This is a genomic window from Lentzea kentuckyensis (assembly GCF_002150765.1).
Taxonomy (GTDB): Bacteria; Actinomycetota; Actinomycetes; order Mycobacteriales; family Pseudonocardiaceae; genus Lentzea; species Lentzea kentuckyensis.
The window spans coordinates 103913-124660 of the sequence record NZ_MUYM01000028.1 but is presented as its reverse complement, the minus strand read 5'-3'; the positions used below and the strand labels follow the sequence as shown (position 1 = coordinate 124660).

Below are 20748 nucleotides of genomic sequence, written 5' to 3'. Positions count from 1 at the left end.
GCCGTCCTTGTCGGCGTCCAGCCGGATGTCGCTGCGCACAGCTCGTTTCCTTCCCTTCGACGGGTGGTGGATCAGGTTGCTCGGGCGGGATTCGCCACGCCGCTCTCGTTGACCACGAAGTGTCCGCGCGAAGCCCCGTCGAAGGTGCCGTTCTTGATCCACTCCGTCAGTGCGGCCTGGTAGGTGGAATACGGACCTGCCCAGGGGTCGCCGGGGCGACCGCCGTACGACGTGCCCGACTCCGGGGTGCAGCGATCGCCGGAGCAGCCCGCGAGGTGCAGCAGGTGGCTGCCGCACTGCACCTGCACCAGCACCTTGTCGGACGCGCCGAGGCTGTTGTAGATGGCGGGTCCCCACTCCGGTTTCGCGACTGTGTCGTCGGTGCCGTGGATGACCAGCGAGGGCGTCGTCAGTGAGGAGGCGACCCGAGAGTTCCAGCCGTACAAGGAGAACGTCGGCGAGCGGTGCAGGCCCGTGCCTCCGCCCCACGTGCTGCCCAGCGGGTCCTCCTCCATCATCTGGTTCCACAGCTGCTCCTGTGTTCCCGGGATGCGGTGGCCGGTGCAGGCCGCGGCACGTCCTGGCGGCATCGTCGGGCCGGAGACGATGGAGTCCCGCGTCGCGAGGTTCGTCGGGAAGCTCGTGAAACCGTCCGGCGGGACCAGTTCCTCGGTCGGAGTGTCGAAACCCGAGGCGTGGAACACGACGCGGTTGACCTTCTTGGCGAACGCGGGGTTGGCGTACAGCGTCGCGGCGACGTAGTTCGCGCCGAACGACCAGCCGATCAGGGTGACCTTGCGGTCCGACGGTTTCGCGTGCGCGATGGCGTAGTTGACGACCTGGCGGATGTCGCGGACGAACACGTCGGTCCGGGCGAAGCGGGTGCCGGTGGAGTGTGCGCTCCGCTCCCCGTCGAGGGGGTTGTTCAGCAGGAGCGTGCCCTGCTGGTCCAGGGGGAAGATCGGGAGGTGCGCGCGGTCGCATCCCTCGGTGTGGGAACAGCTGCCATCGGCGTTGTAGGGCCTGAGGCTCGCATTGCCGGGATCGTCGAGGCCGTCGGCGAACCGCGTCGAACGGCCGTAGCCGAGCAGACTGGGCGCGAAGGTGTCGATTCCCGCCTGGGCGAGCGCGCGCTGTGTGCTGAGCGTGTCGCCGTTGGGGGCGTTGTGCCGCAGGTCGAACGACGGCGTGCCAGACACTCTGCTGCCGTGCACCAGCACTGCCGCGCGGTTGAGCACATAAGCACATTTGCCGTGGGCGTACACGGGACTGACGCGGTGCACCTGGATCTCCGCGGAACGCCCGTCGAACTTCGGATCGGGCATCAGCCCGGCCGGAACGGTGAACGACAGCCATTCATCCGAGACGCTGACGCTCGTCGGAGCCTTGTCGCACCAGTCGTCCGAGGACGCGGTGGCCGTCAGGTGGCCCGAGCCGAAAGCCGCTGCCAGGCTGACGGACAGGAGGAGCGACCACCTCTTCCGCGGACGGCGTGTTGCCTGTTCCATGAGTCTCTCCGATCGGTTCACGGGCTCGGGCTGAACGTGACGATCAGTTCGGGCCTGTTGGTGGTGTTCTCGCGGCTGGTGAAGCGCTGTTCGGCGGCAGTGCCGGCGCTCTCGGACGCGTCTCGGACGCGGAAGCCGTGGTTGCTTCCGCCGTACATCGCCTCGACCTGGTCGGTCGCGTTCCACTCGACCCAACCGGCGCGGGAGGACGCACTGGCGGATGTTCCGGTCACGGCCGGCTGGTTGTTCCAGGTGACGCTGGATTCCGTGAACGGTGCGGCGAGCCGGTTGAGGTAGAGCGTTCGGCCCGTTGCGGCGGCCGAGCTGTAGAGGCGCAGCTTCGCGCCGGACACCTGGCAGCCGGCCGGAATCGCCGGGAGCGGGAAGCGGACCAGGGTGCGCGCGTTGGCATTGGCCTTGCTGCGTGCTCGCAGCGTGGCATCCGTGCCGTGGGTGGTGGTGGGTTCGTTCTGGCCGACCCAGCTGTCACCAGTAGCGGCGGTCGTGACCGCCGCACAGTTCGCCGCCGCCGTGATCGTGACAGACGCCTGGTCGTCCTCCGCCGGGTTGTAGTTGCCGGGGGTGGAGTCCGGGTCGGGCTGATCAGACGTGTTCACCGTTGCGTAGTAGGTGTTCGTGCCGGCATTGGTTCTGACGACGGTTTGAAGGGTCGCGCCGGCGCCCGCGGGGATCGTGCCGACCGTCCAGAGCCCGGTGACCGAGTCGTGCGAACCCTCGGACGGTGTCGCCGAGACCAGGTTCGAACCCCACCACGGACCGTTCCCTCCCACCTTCACACCGGTGGCGGCGTTCGGGCCGGCGTTGGTCACCGTCACCGTGTAGGTCACGTTCTGACCGACCGCGGGTGAGGTGTTCGAGGCGGTGAGCGTCAACGACAGGTCCGCACCGGACGGGCTACCCGAGACCCACACGTGGGCGAAGACGTTGCGGACCGCGTAGCCGGGGAGCTCGGCGTCGAAGGCCACCACCGACCCGTCCGCCGAGAGCGACGGATCATCGCCCTGCGAGACGAAGGTCAGCGCACTGGTCGTCAGGTCGATCACGTACGCGCCGGCACCAGCGGCGGTGAGGTTCGGGTTCGCGGTGTCGAAGGCGACGAAGCGTCCGTCGGCGGAGATGGACGGGTCATTCGAGGCTTTGTGGCCGAAGGACGGGAACGGGGCGTGCTGACTCACCCACTTCGTCGTGCCTGCCTGCACATCGCGGACGTAGACCTCGTCGCCGTTGTTGCACCCGTCAGGCAGAGAGACGCAAGCGATGTCACCCGAGCGCTCGATGCCGGCGAAGGCGACCCGGCGGCCGTCCCGTGAGATCGCCGGGCAGGACGCGGGAGAGATCCAGGAGCCGTCGTCGCGCAGGCTCACCCAGGTCTGGGTGCGGTCCCGCAGGTTCACCCTCGCGATGGCGCGGCCCGACTCGACGGCGGCGTAGCCTCCGTCCGGCGAGATCGCGGGCCCGCACGAGGTGGCCCAGCCGTCCATCAGGTACGTGGTGGTGCCGGCCGCCAGGTCGCGCACGAACACCTTGGTGCATGGAACCTCGTACGGCCAGGTGCCGCAGCTGTCCTGATCGGAGTCGCTGAGGTTCGCGGCGACCGAGTAGAACACCACCTGCTGCCCGTCCGGGGAGATCGCGGCAGCGGCGGAGGTCCCGTCCGCGGGGTCACCGTTCGATGCCCGGCTGACGAGCGTGGTCGTGCCATCGACGACATCACGCACGAACACGTTGACGCACGCCGCGATCTCACCCACTTCGTTGGTGCAGGTATCGGTGTCTTCAGACGTGAAGACGACGCGGCGTCCGTCGGCGGAGATGGACGGATTGCCCGCGTTGCCCTCCGCGCCACTGACCAGGATCATCCTTCCGTTCACCAGGTCGCGGACGAAGACGTTGGTGTGCGCGTTGTCGTCCGAGTCGCTGAGGTTGTCCGCGTCCGAGGCGAACGCGACGAACTTGCCGTCGGCCGAGAACGAGGCGTCGCGCGAGCTCCCGTCACCGGCGATGCCACCGGGAGCCGCGCTGACGAGCTTGGTGTCGTACGCATCGGCGGACGCCGGCGCGACCAGCGCCATCGACGTGACGCCCGCGACGACCACAACGATCAGCGCTCTGTTCATGGCCGCCACGTTCCGCGCGCGGGGAACCGCACACGACGGGGCCGGACCGAAGCACCGACCGAAGGGTTTCAGCGGGCGAGTGCGCCCGTGAGGCCTCGCCGGGAGTCGATGCCGAGCTTGGTGTAGGCGTTGGAGAGGTGCATTTCGACCGTGCGCAGGGTGACGAAGAGGGACTGCGCGATGTCCTTGTTGGTCTTGCCCGCGGCGGCGAGCTCGGCGACACGGCGTTCGCTCGGAGTGAGGGCGTCGGCCCCGGCCTCGGTCATCCGCCGAGGCCGGGCGCCCGCGGCACGCAGTTCGTCAGCGGCGCGTTCGGTCAGCGGTGCCGCGCCGCAGCGGTGCGCCAGGTCCATGCCTTCGCGCAGGGGGTCGCGGGCCGCGGTGCGCTGTCCGTGGCGGCGCAGGGCGGCTCCGTAGTCCACCAGCGCCTCGGCCCGCCACAGCAGCGACGGCGACTCGGCGAGGATCTCGACGGCCTGGCGGAGCTGCTCCAACCCTTCCATGCCACCGTGAACCAGGCCGGACACACGCAGCGCCCCGCCCACGGCTCGTCGAACACCAGTGGCGATGGCGGCTTCAAGTGCGTTGTGAGCCACGGTGGCTGCGGCGTCGCTGTCGCCGAGGGCGTGCAGAACGCAAACCAGCGCGACGCGGATGTCGTGTTCGTTGGGCAGCCGGTTCCGGAAGCGCTGGGTGCGGTCCAGCGCTTTCTCGAGGTCCGTACGGGCTCCGTCGAGATCACCCAAGGCGGCTTTCAACTGCCCGGTGATCGTCAGCAACCAGACCGATGGCATGTCGTGCGCCGAATGTCCGTCGAGCCCGCGTTCGGCCAGCATGATCGCGCATTCCTCGGTCCGTCCCTGGTCGAGGAGGACTTGCGCCACGGGAACGCAGGAGTTGATCTGGTAGGTCGGACGCTGCCGTTCGATCACCAGGCGGGCATCGGCTTCGGCACCACGCAGATCGCCGCGCCGGTGCCGGATGAAGGCGCGCAACCACGTGATTCTGCCGAACCACTGCGGCGAGCCGGAGCGCTCGGCGTTGAGCAACGCCTGGGACAGGATTTGCTCGGCGAGGTCGTACTGCTCGTCTGCCATCAGCGTGAAGATGATGTTCGTCCGCCACAGCGGGTGTCCGGCGTGACTCGTGAGCGTCGGATGCGCGGCTGCCCGGCGGGCGAACGCGACCGCCTCGGCGACGTGCCGCCCGGCCAGTGCCTTGCGGGCGACGAAGGACAGCAGCAGGCATTCGGCCGCCGTGCGTCCAGGCAGGTCGCGGAAGCGCTCGACCTCGTCTTCGAAAGACACCGGAAGATCACTGCTGAACAGCAACGCGCCGAGCCTGGCCGCCTCCAGTTCGAGCGCGATCTCCCTGTCCTGGGCACGTACCGCCAACGCGGCGTCCTGGCACGAATCCAGATGGGGACGCAGGCGGGCCGCATCCGGATGCACCGCCCAGGCGAAGCCGATCATCGCGCGGGCGCGGACCACGGGGTCGGCCGCGTCCTCGGCCGCGAGCAGGAAAAGACGCGGAGCCTCGGCCGAGTTCAGCTCGTCTTCGACGCGCGCCAGTCCGAGCACGACCTCAGGCCGATCGTCATCGGACGGAGGCTCCGCGATCGCTCGGCGCAGGAGCGCCGCGGCGGTGTCCGGCGCGCCGCTGGACACAGTCCGGCGAGCCGCTTCGAGCAGAACCTTGACCACTGCCGGATCCCCCGCGGGATGGGTGCTCAGCAGGTGTACCGCGATCGTTTCCGGATCGGCGTAGAGATCGGCCAGCAGCCGCGCTGCCGCAGCGTGCAACACCGAGCGTTCCGCGGGTGGTACGTCGTCGTAGATGGCCGTGCGGACGATCGGGTGAATGAACTGGAGCGGGTCGCCGGCTTCCAGCACGCCGAGGACAGCGAGCGGGTCGACCAGTGATCGCGCCAACGCGGGATCCAGCGCAGCCAGCCGACAGCAGTTGGCCAGTGTCGCGTGTGGACCGAGCACCGCGACCGCGCGGGTGAGCGCCGGTGCAGCCGGGTGCAGCCGGCTGACGCGGAGGAGCACCGAGGCCGCGATCCGCTCCGGTGCGAGGTGCGGAACGACCGCCGGATCGGGATCCGCACCTCGGCGAAGTTCCCTGAGCAGCTCCGCGAGCAGGAACGGGTTCCCACCCGTTGCCTCCCGGCAGGCCAGCCGCAGCGCGGCCGGTGCGTCGGCACCGAGACCGGCCTGGACCAGGTGACCGACCGCCGCTTCGCTCAGCGGCTGCGGCAGAATCGTGATCGCTGCCTCCATCGCCAGCGACCGCAGGTCCTCGCGGTGCGCCGCGATTCCCGACCTGGCGGTCAGCGCGATGATCACCGGTAGGCCGTCGAGCCGGTGCGCGAGGTGGTTGAGGAAGCGCAGAGACGGCGCGTCAGCCCACTGTGCGTCGTCCACGGAGAGCACCAGCGGCGCTTGCTCCGCCAGGTTCGCGACCAGCCAGTACAGCCCGTGCAGTGTCGCGTAGGTGACGTCGCCGCTGTTCTCCTGCACATCGGTCGCGGTGAACACGGGGGCCGCCAGGCGGGCCGCACCGGCCAGCAGCCGATCGCGTTCGTCCTCGGCGGCACCGGCCACCTGTGCCTCGAGCAGTTGGCGGACGATCCCGAACCCGAAATCGCGCTCCAGCTCGCCACCTCGGGCGGCCAGCACGGTCGTTCCCTCGGCGCGGGCTCGTCTGCGCAGCTCCGCGAGCAAGGTCGTCTTCCCGATGCCGGGCGCACCTTCGATCAGCAGGACCTGACCATCGCCGGTCAGTGCCCGTGCGAGGGCACGGTCGATCTGACCGAGGTCGTCGTCGCGGTCGAGTAATCCTTCGGTCGAAGCTGCGGGCATTCCCCGTTGGTGCATCGGTTCGCCGCCTCGATCATCAGCCCATGTGCCCTGACAGTCGGTGTGCGGCAGCGTCCTGTTACCCGTTCGGCAACTCCACACCAGACGCGGGTGCCCGGCTCGCCCTGCTGGAGGACCTGTACGACCCGGCCACCCGCCGGCACCTGGACGGCCTGGGCGTCGGCCCCGGCTGGCGGTGTCTCGAGGTCGGCGTCGGCCACGGCTCGATCGCCGGCTACTTGAGTGATCGTGTCGGCCCGGCCGGGTACGTGCTCGCCACCGACATCGACACCAGTGTGTTCGCGGCGCCGCCGGCCCCGAACCTGGAACTGCGCACCCACGACATCGGCGCCGACACGCTGCCCGAGGCGGCGTTCGACCTGGTGCACGCCCGCGCCGTGCTGGGTTTCGCGCCCCTGACGGCGCTGCGGCCGATGATCGCGGCTCTCAAGCCGGGCGGATGGTTGCTGCTGGAGCAGATGAGCTCGGCGCCGACCGAGTGCCTTGAGCCCGCGGACGACGAGGCTGCCGTCCTCGCCCACCAGATGCGGCGTGCGATAAACGCCCTGATCGTGCGGCGCGGCGGTGACCCGGGCCTCGGCCTGCGGGTGCCGCAGCTGGTGCGCGGTGCTGGGCTGAGCGACCTCGGAGGTGAGAGTTTCGCGGTGCCGCTGCGCACGCGGCCGGTCGCGAGGTTCACCCTGGCGACGGTCGACCTCGTCAAGGACCAGATCGTCACCGCCGGCCTGATGACCGCCGCCGACGTCGACCGGTACCGCGCCTGCCTCGCCGAGCCCGATCAGTTGTTTCCCGCGTCGCTGTGGATGGTCTCGGTGTGGGGACGGCGGCCGCGTTGAGTGAGCTGCTGTTACATCCGGCTGTGATCGATCGATAACGCATACGAGCGAGTGTCAACGAGGTGGCCCGCCATGAAGAGGAACTGGATCCGCGCTGCGGCGGTCCTGCTGCTGACCGGTGCGATCGGCGCCTGCGGAACCGATGCCCCGTCCTCGCCGGACGGGGTCACCGAGGTGCGGGTGGCGATGATCCCGCTGGGCAGCACGCTGCCGGTGCACGTCGCGGACGAGCGGGGGATCTTCGCGCGCAACGGGTTGCGCATCGAGCGGACCGAGGCTCAGGACCCCGCGACGTTCGCGCCCGCGTTGACGAACAGCCAGTACGACATCGCCTTCAGCCTCCCGACGATCGTGCTGGTGGCCGCCGGCAAGGGCCTGGACCTCCAGGTGGTCAACCGGATGCAACGCTCGACGCCCGGCAGCCCGAACGGAGCCCTGTTCACCAAGGACCGATCCCTTGACTCGTTCGGGATGCTCAAGGGCAAGAAGATCGCCGTCCCCGCGTTGACCGGCACGATCACGGACTCTCTGAAGTACCTGCTGCTGAAGGAAAACGTCGGCCTCAACGAGGTCGAGTTCGTGCAGACGCCGTTCCCGGCGATGGGCGACCAGCTGGACGCCGGCCGCGTCGATGCCGTCGTGGCCGGAATCCCGTTCAGCAGCGCACTGCTGGACCGCGGGTTCCACCTGCAGTCCGAAGTGGTCACCGCGGCGGTGCGGAAAGCGAGCGACGGCAAGGTCACCAGCGGCATGACGGCGCTGTTCGCGGCCACTGCGGCGTACACGCGCGAGCATCCCGGCGTGATCAGGGCCTGGCGCAAGTCACTGCAGGAGGCCGTCGACTACCTGAACGGCCACGACGCCGAGGCCCGCGAGTACCTGCAAACGTGGCTGGCGATGCCACCAGAGGTCGCCCAGCGGTCGCCGCTGCCCGAGTGGACGATCGACATCACGCCGGAGGACCTGCGTCCGTACGTCGCCATCTCCCGGGCCGTCGGCACCATCGACACCGAACCCGACGTGCGCGAGCTCGTCTGGCAGGACCGTCCGTGAGCACCGCCGAGCGGACCGCGGTCGCGTACGAGGTCGACTCACTCGGGGTTCGGCTGAACTCCACCGACGGCCCCCGGCAGATCGTGCGGGACATCTCCTTCGACGTCGCCGCCGGCGAGATCGTCGGCATCGTCGGCCGTTCCGGAGTCGGCAAGACCACGCTGTTGGGGGTGCTCGGCGGCCTGCTCGCCCCCTCCTCGGGCACCGTGTTCCTGGGCAACTGCGCGGTGCACGGACCACCTGCCGACGTCGTCGTGGTCTTCCAGGACTACGACAACGCACTGCTGCCGTGGCGCACCGTTGAGCGCAACGTCGCCCTCGGACTGGAGGGCAGGGTGCCCCGGCGGGAGCGGCGTGCGCGGGTGGAGCGGGCGCTGCGTCTGGTCGAACTGGACGGACGCGGCAAGGAGTACCCGCGGCGACTCTCCGGCGGCATGGCGCAGCGCGTCCAGATCGCCAGAGCGCTGGCGCTGCAACCGACCGTCCTGCTGATGGACGAGCCGTTCGGCGCACTCGACGCGCTCACCAAGGCGGCTTTGCAGGACGTGCTGCTGAACATCCACGAGCGGACCCGCGCGACGATCGTGTTCATCACCCACGACCTGGACGAGGCGATCTACCTCAGCGACCGCGTGCTCGTCCTCACCGGCGCACCGGGCACCATCACCAGAGCCTTGCCGACCGGCCTGCCTCGCCCGCGCGACCAGCTCGTCACCCGAGAACTACCCGGCTATCTGCGAGTCCGGCACCAACTCTGGGAAGCCCTGCGCGCCGATCATGGTTAGTCGCGTCGGGCTGCTGGTCCCGCTCGCCTTCATCGGCGCGTGGCAACTGCTGGTGTCAACCGGTGTGCTGCGCTACAGCTACTTGCCCGCGCCGGTCGACGTCGCTGAATCACTGGTCGCGCTCACCGCATCGGGCGAACTCGTCGCCGACCTCGCCCGCACCCTCGCGATCGTCGTCTTCGCGGCCGCACTCGCGCTCGCGCTGGGTGGCGCCCTGGGCTTCGCGATCGGTTCACTGCCGCCGGTGCGGGTCTATCTCATGGCCTCGGTCGACTTCCTGCGCACGATCCCCGCGGTCGCATTGTTGCCTGTCGCATTGCTGCAGTTCGGTCCTGGTCCTGGCACCGAACTGATTCTCGCGACCTGGGCCGCCCAATGGCCCGTGCTGGTCAACACCGCAGGCGCGGTCGCCACCGTTCCCGTGCGCCTGCACGACGTCGCGCGAACGCTGCGACTCACGAGGGCCAAGACCCTCCGAACGATCGTGTTCCCCGCGGTGCTCCCGGCATGGCTGGCGGGGGCCAGGGTCGCCGGGATGATCGCGCTGCTGGTCACCGTCGTCGTCGAGATGATCATAACGCCCGAAGGTCTCGGCGGCGGCCTCATCCAGTCCATGCAGGCACTCGATCCCGCGCGCATGTGGGCATACGCCCTGATCTGCGGCGTCGTCGGCGCTGTGCTCAACGCGACGTTGCGCCAGGCGGTCCGGATCGGTCTGCCCGGCAGCGCGGCGAACCTCGACCAGGCGGGCGCGACATGAGAACCCACCGCGGGCTCCTCCCTCTCCTCGCACTGCTCGCCGGGTGGCAGCTGATGGGCGACACCGCCTCGATCGCATTCCCACCACCGGCCGAGTGGTTCAGCTCCCTGGCCGAGTTGCACGCCGACGGTGTACTGCTGGCGGCACTCGCGGAGACCATGTCGACCTACCTGCTCGGACTCCTCGTCGCCGTGATCGCCGGTGCGCTCACCGGCGCCGTCATCGGGTCGTCCCGCCACGTCGACCGTGCACTCACGCCGTCCTTGGACTTCATCGCCACGGTGCCCGGCGCCGCCCTCGTGCCGGTCGCTGTCCTGCTGCTCGGAACAAGCCGGCTCACGAGCGTCCTCACTGTGGCATTCGCCGTGGTCTGGCCCATCCTGCTCAACGCCGTCACCGCCACGCGAGCCATCCCCGCCGTTCGGCTCGAGACCGCACGCACGCTCGGTTTCTCGCCCGTTGCCCGCTGGCGGAAGTTCGTCCTGCCGTCCCTCGCACCGGCGATCATGCTCGGCACCCGCGTGGCTTCGTCCATCGCGATGATCGTGGCGCTCCTGGTCGACATCTTCGGCACCGGACACGGCATCGGCCGTCTCCTCGTCGAACGCCAGCAGAACCTCGACGCGCCTGCCGTTTGGGGCTTGCTCCTCCTCGTCGGCACCTTCGGTCACCTGACCGCCACCGTCCTCGCCCGCGTCGAGGCACATCTCCTGCGCAACCTGCAGCGATCAAGCCAGTAGCCCGCCGGGCAGCCGAGGGTCTGGAAACGACCTCCGACACGGGACGTGGCCACCCGTGCCGTAGTCGTGACTCACTGCCCGGTGGCGGTCAGACGGTCACCCGCACCTGCGGACACGTCCTCGGATCGAGGTAGCGCGCGGTGCGATCGGGGTCACGCAGCAGATCCGCCCACAAGTCCCAGAGCACTCACCACCAGAGCGGCGACGGCGTCGCGGTGGGCGGGGCTGTCCCGCCAGCGCAGGCTGCGTCCGGCTTCGACGACCACGCCGAACCCGGCGTGCACCAGCGTTCGCGCTTGGCGCGAGTCGAGTTCTGGACGTGCCAACCGCAGTTGCTGCTCCCACACGGCGATGTGCTCGCGCTGCGCGACGACCAGGGGCCGCCGCACGGTGGGCGGCAGGCCGGCGAGTTCGGCGTCGGCGACGCTGGTGAGTGCGGTGTGCTCGAAGCTGTAGGCCACGTAGGTGGCCGCCAGCGCTGTCACGGCGTCGTGAGGATCGGCGACGCCGCGGAGGTTCTGTTCCACCGCCTGGCTCAGCAGTCCGGCGGCCTGCATGCAGGCCGCCGCCAGGATGTCGGCCTTGCCGGGGAAGTACCGGTAGAGCGCGGAGGGAACCAGGCCCACCGCCTCGGCGATCATGCCGTTCGTGACGCTGGCGAACCCGTCCCGCTCGAACAGGGGGATGGCGGCCGCGAGGATCTCCGCGCGCCGAGTGCGAGGCACGGGCTGTGCAGGGAGTTCGACGCGGCGGGCGCTTCCGGCGGCTGCGGGGTCGGTCGCGGCCACGCGCATGGCGGACTCCACCAGCAGTTCTTCGGCCCGGCGTGGTGAGATCGAGGTGTGGTGCATCGTGATGGACCCGATCACCCCGAGGGCCGCCGCGGCTCGCAGGGGCTCGTCGGGTAGCGGGTGCTCGCGCCGCAGCACGTCGGTCACCCTGCCTACGACGTGCCCGAACTTCGTCCGGAGCATCCGGCGGTCCTCGCGGTTGAGGTAGCGGGCCTCCCACCGGTACACGCCGCCCGAAGCGCGATGGGCGATCGTGACCCGCGCGAGGGCGGCGAGCACGTCCGCCAGGGCCGCTTCTGGAGCCATCTCGCCCAGTGCGGCGACCAGCCGATCCACCATGACGTTCGCACACTCGGCGAACAGCGCGTACTTGTTCGGGAAGTGCCGGTACAGGGCCGCCGCGGTGATGCCGACACCGGCGGCGATCTCCTCCATGGACGCCGCGTGGTAGCCGTGCTCGCTGAAAGCTCGGCCGGCCGCGTCGACGATGAGTTGCCGGCGGTTGCGCGGCCGCACGGCCGCAGCCGACTCGGCGGTCACCCCGGCCCCCGGTCGAACATCCGCGAAAGCAGGCCCATGTGCGCCAGTGAACCACGGAACGAATCGCACCCAGGAGACCTTCCCGGCGCGGCGCTCCCCCGACCGGCCGCTGCGTGATTTCTGATTTACATAATCCTTCTCAGCCAGCTGCGCGGCAGGCATACTGGCCCGGCGATCGACGCCGATCCGGCACCGGAGAGGAGTGGTCACATGCCGACCACCGCGGTTCCAGCCTGGTCCTTTCGGCATCACTGGATGGCGCACGCCGCCACCCACGCGATGATGCGACCGGACAAGCCGGCACTGCGTTATCTCGGGCAGACCACGACCTGGGCACAGTTGTCGCGGCGGTCGCTGAGACTGGCCGCCGCGCTCGCCGCCCGAGGCGTGGCTGAGGGCGACCGCGTCGCGATGCTCACCCTGAACCACCCGTGGTTCGTGGAAAGCGTGTTCGCGGCCAACAGTCTGGGAGCCATGGCCGTCCCGCTCAGCTTCCGGCTCGCACCGCGGGAGCTCGACCACGTCCTGGCCGACTGCACGCCGTCGGCCGTCGTCGTCGACGCCCAGCTGCTGTCGCTGTTCGAGAGCGTGCCGCGCGCCGCGTCGATCGGCACGGTGATCGTCGTCGGAGAACCGGACAGGGCCGGAGCGCACGCCGCGTACGAGGAGTTCCTGTCCGCACATGAGCCGATGGAACTGCCCGACGTCGGCGAGGAGTCGACGGCGCTGATCATGTACACCTCGGGCACCACCGGCCGGCCGAAGGGAGTCCTGCTCTCCCATCGCAACCTGCAACTGCAGGCGCTCACCTGCGTGCGGGCGATGGAGATGTTCGACGACTCCGACATCGGCTTCCTGACCGCGCCCTTCTTCCACATCGCGGGTCTGGGTTCGATAGTGGCCAACATCCTGGTCGGCGGCACGGTCGTGATCCACCCGCTCGGCGCCTTCGACCCACGGGCGGTACTCGACGCCTACGAACGCGAGGGTGCCACTGTGGTGTTCAACGTTCCGCAGCAGTGGGATCTGATCTGCGCCCAGCCGGACATCGGTAAGCGCGATCTGAAGCTGCGGATCATCAGCTGGGGTGCCGCCCCCGCGAGCCGGGCGACGCTGCGGGCCATGGCCGAGAAGTTCCCCGGCGCCCTGAACGTGGCTGTGTTCGGCCAGACCGAGACCTCACCGATCACCTGTGTCCTGCGCGGCGAGGACTCGTCGCGCAAGCTCGGCTCCGTGGGCCGGCCGATCCCGACGATCCAGTACCGCATCGTCGACGACACCATGAACGACGTCGCCACGGGCGAGGTCGGCGAGATCGTTTATCGCGGGCCCACCGTGACTCAGGGGTACTGGAACAAGCCGCGGGAGACCGCGGAGGCGTTCGCGGGAGGCTGGTTCCACTCCGGTGATCTGGTCAGGCAGGACGACGAGGGCTTCGTCTGGGTGGTCGACCGCAAGAAGGACATGATCATCAGCGGTGGCGAGAACATCTACTGTGCCGAACTGGAGAACGCCATCGCGGAGCACCCTTCGGTGCTCGAGGTCGCGGTGATCGGCAGGGCGGACGAGCGCTGGGGCCAGGTACCGGTCGCGTTCGTCACCGTCGCGGCCGGCACGGAGATGTCCCTGCGGGATCTGACCGGGTTCCTCGACGGACGGCTCGCCTCCTTCAAGATGCCCAGGGATCTCGTGATCGTCAGCGCACTCCCCCGCAACGCGGCGGGGAAGGTGACCAAGGACGTGCTTCGCACCATGGACGAACAGCGCCGGGACCTATAGCCCCAGATCGCGGCCGACGATCTCTTTCATGATCTCCGTGGTGCCCCCGTAGATGGTGGTGATGCGCGAGTCGAGGTAGTCGTGGGCGATGCGGTATTCGAGCATGTAGCCGTAACCGCCGTGCAGTTGGAGGCAGCGCCCGACGATGTCGACGTACTGCTCGGTGGTCCAGAACTTCGCTGCCGCCGCGTCCACGGCGCTGAGCTCGCCGCGGGAGTGCCTGGCGAGCAGGACGTCGACGTGGCTCCGGCTCACCCGGACGGCGGTGACCATCTCGGCCAGTTCGAAGCGCGTGTTCTGGAAGGATCCGATCGGCTGGCCGAACGCCTTGCGTTGCTTGACGTAGTCGAGGGTGCGCTCCAGCACGCCCTCGGAGGACGCGACGGCGTTGGCGGCGATCGAGATCCGCTCCTGAGGAAGGTTGCGCATCAGACCGACGAAGCCGGCCCCTTCCTCGCCGAGCAGGTTGGCGATGGGCACCCGGACGTCGGAGAAGAAGAGCTCGCTGGTGTCCTGGGCGTGCAGCCCGATCTTCTCGAGGTTGCGACCGCGGGAGAAGCCGGCGCGATCGGCCTCGACGACCAGCAGGCTGATTCCCTGGTGGCGGTCGGGGCCGGTGCGGACGGCGGTGACCACGAGGTCGGCGTTCTGCCCGTTGGAGATGAAGACCTTGCTGCCGTTGACCACGTAGCAGTCCCCGTCACGAACGGCGGTGGTGCTGATCCCGGCCAGGTCACTCCCGGTTCCCGGTTCTGTCATCGCGATCGCGACGATGAGCTTTCCTGCGGCGATACCGGGCAACCAGCGGGCCTTCTGCTCGGCGTCGGCCAGTCCGGTGAAGTAGGGCACGACGATGTCGTTGGACAGCGCGACCCCGGCGAGCCCGTCCGAGACCGGGTTGCGGGAGAACTCCTCACCGATCACCGCGTTGAAGCGGTAGTCGGTGATGCCGGCACCGCCGTACTCCTCGGGGATGCTGAAACCGAGGATTCCCGCCTTGGCCGCCTCCTCGAACAGCGCGCGGTCGACCTTGCCCTCCGCCCGCCACCGCTCGGCGTGGGGCGCGGCGTGCTTGTCGACGAAGGCGCGAACCGTGTCGCGCAGCAGCTCGTGGTCGTCCTCGTAGAGCGATCGTTCGGGGGAGATCACGCTGCTCATCCGGATCCTCACGTAGCGGACCGATTCAGGTCGGCGATCGGCTTGCCGCTGGACGGCGGCCTGGTGCAGCCTGGCTATGTTAACGAGGATTCTCGCGCCGAATCAAGGCCGACCTGCCCCGATTGCTACGCGGGAGCCCTGAACTCGGCGCATCTACCTACCAAGGAAGCTAGGTAAGTAAATGAGCAATCTCAACAGGAGGAACGCCCTTGCACTCGGTGTCGCGCTGGGTCTGGTGAGCGTGGCCGGCACTGCTCCAGCAGGAGCGGCTCCGGCCGGCGGAACCTCCGCCGGCGTCGACCCGTGGTGGGTCTGGGACGACGAGGTGGACCGTCTGCTGGCGGGACTTCTCGACACCGGCCAGGTTCCAGCGGTCAACACCGCGATGCGGTCGTGGGTGAACAACAACGAGGGGTTGCCCAGCGGCCTGCCCGCCAACCTCGCCGCACACCTGCAGAAGGTGACCAAGCTGCCTTCCTGGGCCGACCAGGCCAAGCTGCGCCTCGCCGCCGACTTCAACCGGCGCAAGGACACCTACCTGTTCCTGCTGTACGGCCTCGGCAGCGGCATCATGAGCACGGTCATCCCACGTGAGGCCAAATCGGTCTACTGGTCCGCGGGCGGCGCCGCCATGAAGGACCGCGCGGCCAAGACGTTCACCTTCGGCTACGACATGAGCGAGTTGAACGCTTTCGAACCCACGGGGCAATTCGTGGTGACCGCCAACAAGACCCGCCTGGTGCACGCAGCGGTGCGGCACCTGCTGCCCCAGTCGCCGCAGTGGCGGGCGGTCAGCGACGAGCAGATCCCGATCAGCAACGGCGACATCCTGGTCACCTTCCACAGCCTCGGCACCTTCGTGCACAGGAAGCTGCGCGAATGGCGCGTTCCGATGTCGATCGCGCAAGAGGACGCGTTCCTGCACATGTGGCAGGTCGCCATCCATCTGCTCGGGGTGCGGGACGAGTTCATCCCCAAGACCTGGGCCGCCGCGGACGCACAGTCGGCGCAGGTGCTCACACCGATCCTCAGCCCGACGCGCGAGGGCAGGGAGCTGGCTGAGGATCTGCTCGGACTGACCGCGTCGATCGACCTGGGCGTCACCCGCGGCTTCTTCAACGAGTTCGTCCGCTACGTGCTCAGCGACGCGATCGGTGACTGGCTCGGACTACGCCGCGACTACGCGGCGGCGACGTTCATCCGCACCGGGTGGCCCGCCTACATCGCTTTCCGTGAAAGGCTGCTGCCCGTCATGCCCGTCGGGTTCTACCTGTTCGACCAGTTCGTCCGTGCGCTGGCAATGATGTTCCTCAACAAAGGCACCTCACCGACGGCCACCCTCATCACGATCCCCACCGCGAACCGCCCCGAAGCCGGTCGGCGGTAACGCCGGCCTCGTGTCCCGGTCTGCGAAAGTTGCGATGAGCACGCTCACTAATGAACTACCGTCAGGCCTAAAAACGATCAAGAACTGATGCCACCAGCTGCATCTTGGCCGCGATCGCGGACTGTGTTAGCGTTCACATCGCAGCGTGCGCCGATTCATGTGCAGAACTGGTCGGTCGCCGTTGCGCTGTTCGTGCTCGCCGTCAACGCTGATGGGGTCCGCATGCGCAGTCCAGCACGTCTTCGACTTCGAGAGAAGACGAAATTCTCTTTTCTTCGAATTCGACTCATTCGACTGATTCGCGTCATCGCCGCGGCGGCGGCTTTCCCGCTTTCTTCTGCGCTTCGGCGTCACAGCGGTCTGATCACTCGTCTTCCTCTGGAGGGAGCACAGCCATGCCCGGAACCCTGCTCGGGCGCGTGCGCACCGCAGTCTTCGCGGCCGCGCTGGTCGCGGCCGGTGTCGTGGGAGCGGCACCGGCCCAGGCCGCCACGGCGATCACGATCAACGGCTCGTCCGGTGGCCGCACGTTCGACGGCGTCGGCGCGGTCAGCGGCGGTGGGGGCAACAGCCGCCTGCTGATCGACTATCCGGAGCCGCAGCGCGGTCAGATCCTCGACTACCTGTTCAAACCCGGCCATGGCGCCGCCCTGCAGATCCTCAAGGCGGAGATCGGCGGTGACACCAACTCCACCAGCGGGGCCGAGCCCAGTCACGCCCACTTCCGCGGCGACCTCGACTGCGACCGCGGGTACGAGTGGTGGATCATGGAGCAGGCCAAGGCGCGGAACCCCGGCCTCAAGCTGGTGGGGCTGGCCTGGGGTGCGCCGGGCTGGATCGGCAACGGCACCTTCTTCTCCAACGACCTGGTGAACTACTACCTGTCCTGGCTCGGGTGCGCCCGCCGGCACGGGCTGACGATCGACTACCTCACGCCGGTGCAGAACGAGAAGCAGTGGAACGCCGACTGGACCGTCACGATTCGCAACGCCCTCAACTCCAACGGGTACAGTGCGGTCAAGATCATCTCCGGTGACTCGTGGCCCGGGGACTGGGGACCGGCCGGCCCGATCTCGAGCAACACGGCCTACCGCAACGCTGTCGACGTGCTCAGCGCGCACTACACCTGCGGCTACCTGAGCGCGCAGACCTCGTGCACCGTCCCGTCGAACGTCGCCAACTCCGGCAAGACGCTGTGGTCGAGCGAGAACGGCTCCCAGGACTACAACGACGGCGCCAAACCGTTGGCCCGCGGTATCAACCGGGTCTACATCGACGGGAAGATGACCGCCTACCTCAACTGGGACCTGATCGCCGCGGTCACACCGAACATCCCCTGGCCGACCGTGGGGCTCGTGCTGGCCAACCAGCCGTGGTCGGGCTACTACGCGGTGGGCAAGGACACGTGGGCACTGGCGCACACCACGCAGTTCACCGCCCCCGGCTGGAAGTACCTCGACGCGTCCACCGGCTATCTCGGCGGGAACCGCAACAACGGTAGCTACGTGACCATGAAGTCGCCCAACAACACCGACTACAGCATGGTCATCGAGACCATGGACGCCAGCGGCGCCCAGACGCTGAACCTCAACGTCACCGGCGGGCTGTCCACCGGACAGGTGCACGTGTGGGCGACCAACCTCAATTCCAACAACCAGAACGACTTCTTCGTCCACAGCGCCGACATCACCCCGACCGGCGGCGCCTTCTCCCTGACCGTCCAGCCGGGCTACCTGTACACGGTCACCACCACGACCGGACAGGGCCGGGGCACCGTGACCAGCCCGCCCCAGGGCTCGCTGAACCTGCCCTACAGCGACAACTTCGACGGGTACGCGGCCGGCAAGGAGGCCAAGTACCTGATGGACATGGAGGGTGCCTTCGAGGCGTCCGCGTGCGGCGCCGGCCGCTCGGGCATGTGTGTGCGCCAGGCGTCCACGCAGCAGGCGATCCCGTGGAAGACGAGGACCGACCCGTACGCGCTGCTGGGCAACGTGGCCTGGAACAACTACGCGGTGTCGGCGGACGCGCTGCTGGAGAAGCCCGGTTACGTCTCGCTGATCGGCCGCGCCGGTGGGCAGGACACCGGCAACCAGGCCGCGCTGAACGCCTACCACTTCCGGGTCAGCGACACCGGCGCCTGGTCGATCCTGCGCACCAACACCAGCGCCCAGGTCACGACGTTGCGCAGCGGCACTACCGCCGCGCTGGGCACCAACCGCTGGCACTCGTTGTCGCTCGGCTTCTCCGGCAGCACCATCACCGCGAGCGTCGACGGCACGGTCGTCGGGACCGTGACCGACTCCACGCTGTCCGCGGGTCAGGCCGGCCTCGGCACCAGCCAGGGCGAGACAGCGCAGTTCGACAACCTCGTCATCTCCGGTTCGGGTGGCGGGACGACGTCGCAGCTGCGCAACGACAACGCCGGCCGGTGCCTGGACGTCCCGAACGTGTCCCAGACCAACGGCACGCAGGTGACGCTGTGGGACTGCAACGGCGGCGCCAACCAGCAGTGGACGGTCAACACCACCAAGCAGATCCAGGTGTACGGCAACAAGTGCCTCGACGCCGAGAGGTCAGGCACCGCGCCGGGCACGCGGGTGGTCATCTGGGACTGCTCCGGCGGCACCAACCAGCAGTGGAACGTCAACACCGACGGCACCATCACGGGTGTCCAATCAGGACTGTGCCTCGCCCCGAACTCCGGTGGCACGGCCAACAGCACACCGGTCACCCTGCAGACCTGCAACGGTGCGACCAGCCAGAAGTGGACACGGAGCTGACCATGAGCCCACGTACGATCGCACGCCGTCTCGGTCATGTCGCTGTGGCCGCGGTGACGACCGCGGCCCTGGCGGTGGTGGCGCCCGTCGCCATGATCGTCACGGCCCCGCCTGCCCAGGCCCTCGACAACGGGCTGGCCAGGACTCCGCAGATGGGCTGGAACGACTGGAACGCCTACGGCTGCAACGTCTCCGACTCGCTGGTCAGGTCGACCGCACTCGCCATGCACAACAACGGCATGCAGGCCGCGGGCTACCAGTACGTCAACATCGACGACTGCTGGATGACCCAGAACCGGGACGCGAGCGGCAACCTCGTGCCGGATCCGGTCAAGTTCCCCAACGGCATCAAGGCCCTCGCCGACTACGTCCACTCGCTCGGCCTCAAGCTCGGCATCTACGAGGACGCGGGCACGAAGACCTGTGCGGGCTACCCCGGCAGCCTGAACCACGAGCGCCAGGACGCGACCCTCTTCGCGTCCTGGGGGATCGACTACCTCAAGTACGACAACTGCAACAACCAGGGCGTCAACGCCCAGTCCCGCTACACGGCCATGCGCGACGCGCTGGCCGCCACCGGCCGCCAGATCCTGTACAGCCTCTGCAACTGGGGCCAGGACAACGTGTGGACCTGGGGCGCGGGTGTGGGCAACAGCTGGCGCACCACCGGTGACATCGCGGCGAACTACAACAGCATGCTGAACATCTTCCACGCCAACGTCGGCCTCGCGAGCTACGCGGGACCCGGCGGGTGGAACGACCCGGACATGCTCGAGATCGGCAACGGCATGTCCGCCACCGAGGACCGGACCCAGTTCAGCCTGTGGGCCCAGATGGCCGCGCCGCTGATCGCCGGCAACAACATCCCGAACGCCAGCGCCACCACGGTCTCCATTCTCACCAACACGCGGGTGATCGCGGTCGACCAGGACCCGCTCGGCAGGCAGGGCCGGATGGTGTCCTCGTCCGGTGGCCGCGACGTGCTGGCCAAGCCACTCGCGAACGGCGACGTGTCGGTCGTGCTGTTCAACGAAGGTTCCTCGGCCGCCACGATCTCGACCACCACGTCGGCAATCGGAAAGACCGGCGCCAGTAGCTACACCCTCACCGACCTGTGGTCCGGCTCCACCTCCACCACCACGGGCACGATCAGCGCGTCGGTCCCCGCCCACGGCGTGGTCATGTACCGGGTGGCGGGCGGCACGACCGGTGGTGAGGACCCGGTCACCGGTCCGGTGCGCGCGGTCGGTGCCGGCAAGTGCCTCGACGTCCCCAGCACCACGGCCAACACCCAGGCCCGGATCTGGCCCTGCGGTGGCCAATCGGGCCAGAACTGGACCTACACCACCGGCAACCAGCTCAGCGTCGGCGGCGGCACGATGTGCCTGGACGCCTACAACAACCAGACCAGCCCAGGTACGAAGGTGATCCTCTGGTCCTGCAACGGCCAGACCAACCAGCAGTGGCTGCGCAACTCCGACGGCTCCGTCACCGGTGTCCAGTCAGGACTGTGTCTGGACGTGACCGGAGCGTCCACGGCCGACGGCGCGCTGGTCCAGCTGTGGACGTGCCACGGCGGCAGCAACCAGCGATGGGCGCTGGGATAGC

At 68.6% G+C, this 20748-nt stretch carries 14 protein-coding genes; 9 read left to right on the top strand and 5 right to left on the bottom strand.

The features are described from left to right. Positions 1–71 precede the first annotated feature (71 nt). The 3 genes from B0F77_RS15645 to B0F77_RS15635 all read right to left on the bottom strand — a co-directional run bounded on the left by B0F77_RS15645 (position 72) and on the right by B0F77_RS15635 (position 6510). Positions 72–1508: an alpha/beta fold hydrolase gene (locus B0F77_RS15645; protein WP_086663613.1), complete on the bottom strand. Its 1437-nt coding sequence runs from the start codon at positions 1506–1508 to the stop codon at positions 72–74. A gap of 17 nt (positions 1509–1525) precedes the next feature. Next, positions 1526–3646, bottom strand: coding sequence for a DNRLRE domain-containing protein (locus tag B0F77_RS15640; RefSeq protein WP_086663612.1), 2121 nt, complete (start codon positions 3644–3646; stop codon positions 1526–1528). A gap of 68 nt (positions 3647–3714) precedes the next feature. Then, entirely contained in the window at positions 3715–6510 is a 2796-nt protein-coding gene (locus B0F77_RS15635) for a helix-turn-helix transcriptional regulator (RefSeq protein WP_158102704.1), read from the bottom strand. Positions 6511–6551: 41 nt separating this feature from the next. Between B0F77_RS15635 and B0F77_RS15630 the strand changes: the two genes are divergently transcribed. From B0F77_RS15630 to B0F77_RS15610, 5 genes are all read left to right on the top strand, one after another. After that, positions 6552–7364, top strand: a complete 813-nt coding sequence (locus B0F77_RS15630) for a methyltransferase domain-containing protein (protein ID WP_086663610.1) — start codon at positions 6552–6554, stop codon at positions 7362–7364. A gap of 72 nt (positions 7365–7436) precedes the next feature. After that, on the top strand, positions 7437–8417 hold the full coding sequence (locus B0F77_RS15625) for an ABC transporter substrate-binding protein (protein WP_086663609.1): 981 nt from the start codon (positions 7437–7439) through the stop codon (positions 8415–8417). Continuing rightward, entirely contained in the window at positions 8414–9202 is a 789-nt protein-coding gene (locus tag B0F77_RS15620) for an ABC transporter ATP-binding protein (protein ID WP_211293816.1), read from the top strand. The genes B0F77_RS15625 and B0F77_RS15620 overlap by 4 nt, the downstream gene beginning before the upstream one ends. Beyond that, positions 9195–9962, top strand: coding sequence for an ABC transporter permease (locus tag B0F77_RS15615; RefSeq protein WP_086663608.1), 768 nt, complete (start codon positions 9195–9197; stop codon positions 9960–9962). Before B0F77_RS15620 ends, B0F77_RS15615 begins: the two co-directional genes overlap by 8 nt. Further along, on the top strand, positions 9959–10702 hold the full coding sequence (locus B0F77_RS15610; RefSeq protein ID WP_086663607.1) for an ABC transporter permease: 744 nt from the start codon (positions 9959–9961) through the stop codon (positions 10700–10702). Before B0F77_RS15615 ends, B0F77_RS15610 begins: the two co-directional genes overlap by 4 nt. Before the next feature lie 152 nt (positions 10703–10854). Here the strand turns inward: B0F77_RS15610 and B0F77_RS15605 are convergent, their stop codons facing one another. After that, entirely contained in the window at positions 10855–12033 is a 1179-nt protein-coding gene (locus B0F77_RS15605; protein WP_086663606.1) for a TetR/AcrR family transcriptional regulator, read from the bottom strand. A 210-nt stretch (positions 12034–12243) separates the two neighbouring features. Here B0F77_RS15605 and B0F77_RS15600 point away from each other — a divergent pair, with 210 nt between their 5' ends. Beyond that, positions 12244–13812, top strand: a complete 1569-nt coding sequence (locus tag B0F77_RS15600; protein ID WP_086663605.1) for a long-chain-fatty-acid--CoA ligase — start codon at positions 12244–12246, stop codon at positions 13810–13812. On the opposite strand, the gene B0F77_RS15595 is transcribed toward B0F77_RS15600, so the two are convergent. After that, entirely contained in the window at positions 13807–14970 is a 1164-nt protein-coding gene (locus B0F77_RS15595) for an acyl-CoA dehydrogenase family protein (protein ID WP_086663604.1), read from the bottom strand. The genes B0F77_RS15600 and B0F77_RS15595 overlap by 6 nt on opposite strands. A gap of 181 nt (positions 14971–15151) precedes the next feature. Here B0F77_RS15595 and B0F77_RS15590 point away from each other — a divergent pair, with 181 nt between their 5' ends. The 3 genes from B0F77_RS15590 to B0F77_RS15580 all read left to right on the top strand — a co-directional run bounded on the left by B0F77_RS15590 (position 15152) and on the right by B0F77_RS15580 (position 20747). Further along, a complete protein-coding gene (locus tag B0F77_RS15590; protein ID WP_086663603.1) occupies positions 15152–16357 on the top strand; it encodes an oxygenase MpaB family protein in 1206 nt (401 codons plus the stop codon). Between the two features lie 395 nt (positions 16358–16752). After that, entirely contained in the window at positions 16753–19140 is a 2388-nt protein-coding gene (locus tag B0F77_RS15585; protein ID WP_086663602.1) for a ricin-type beta-trefoil lectin domain protein, read from the top strand. Positions 19141–19142: 2 nt separating this feature from the next. Beyond that, complete coding sequence (locus B0F77_RS15580) at positions 19143–20747, top strand: glycoside hydrolase family 27 protein (RefSeq protein WP_086663707.1); 1605 nt, start codon at positions 19143–19145, stop codon at positions 20745–20747. Position 20748 lies beyond the last annotated feature (1 nt).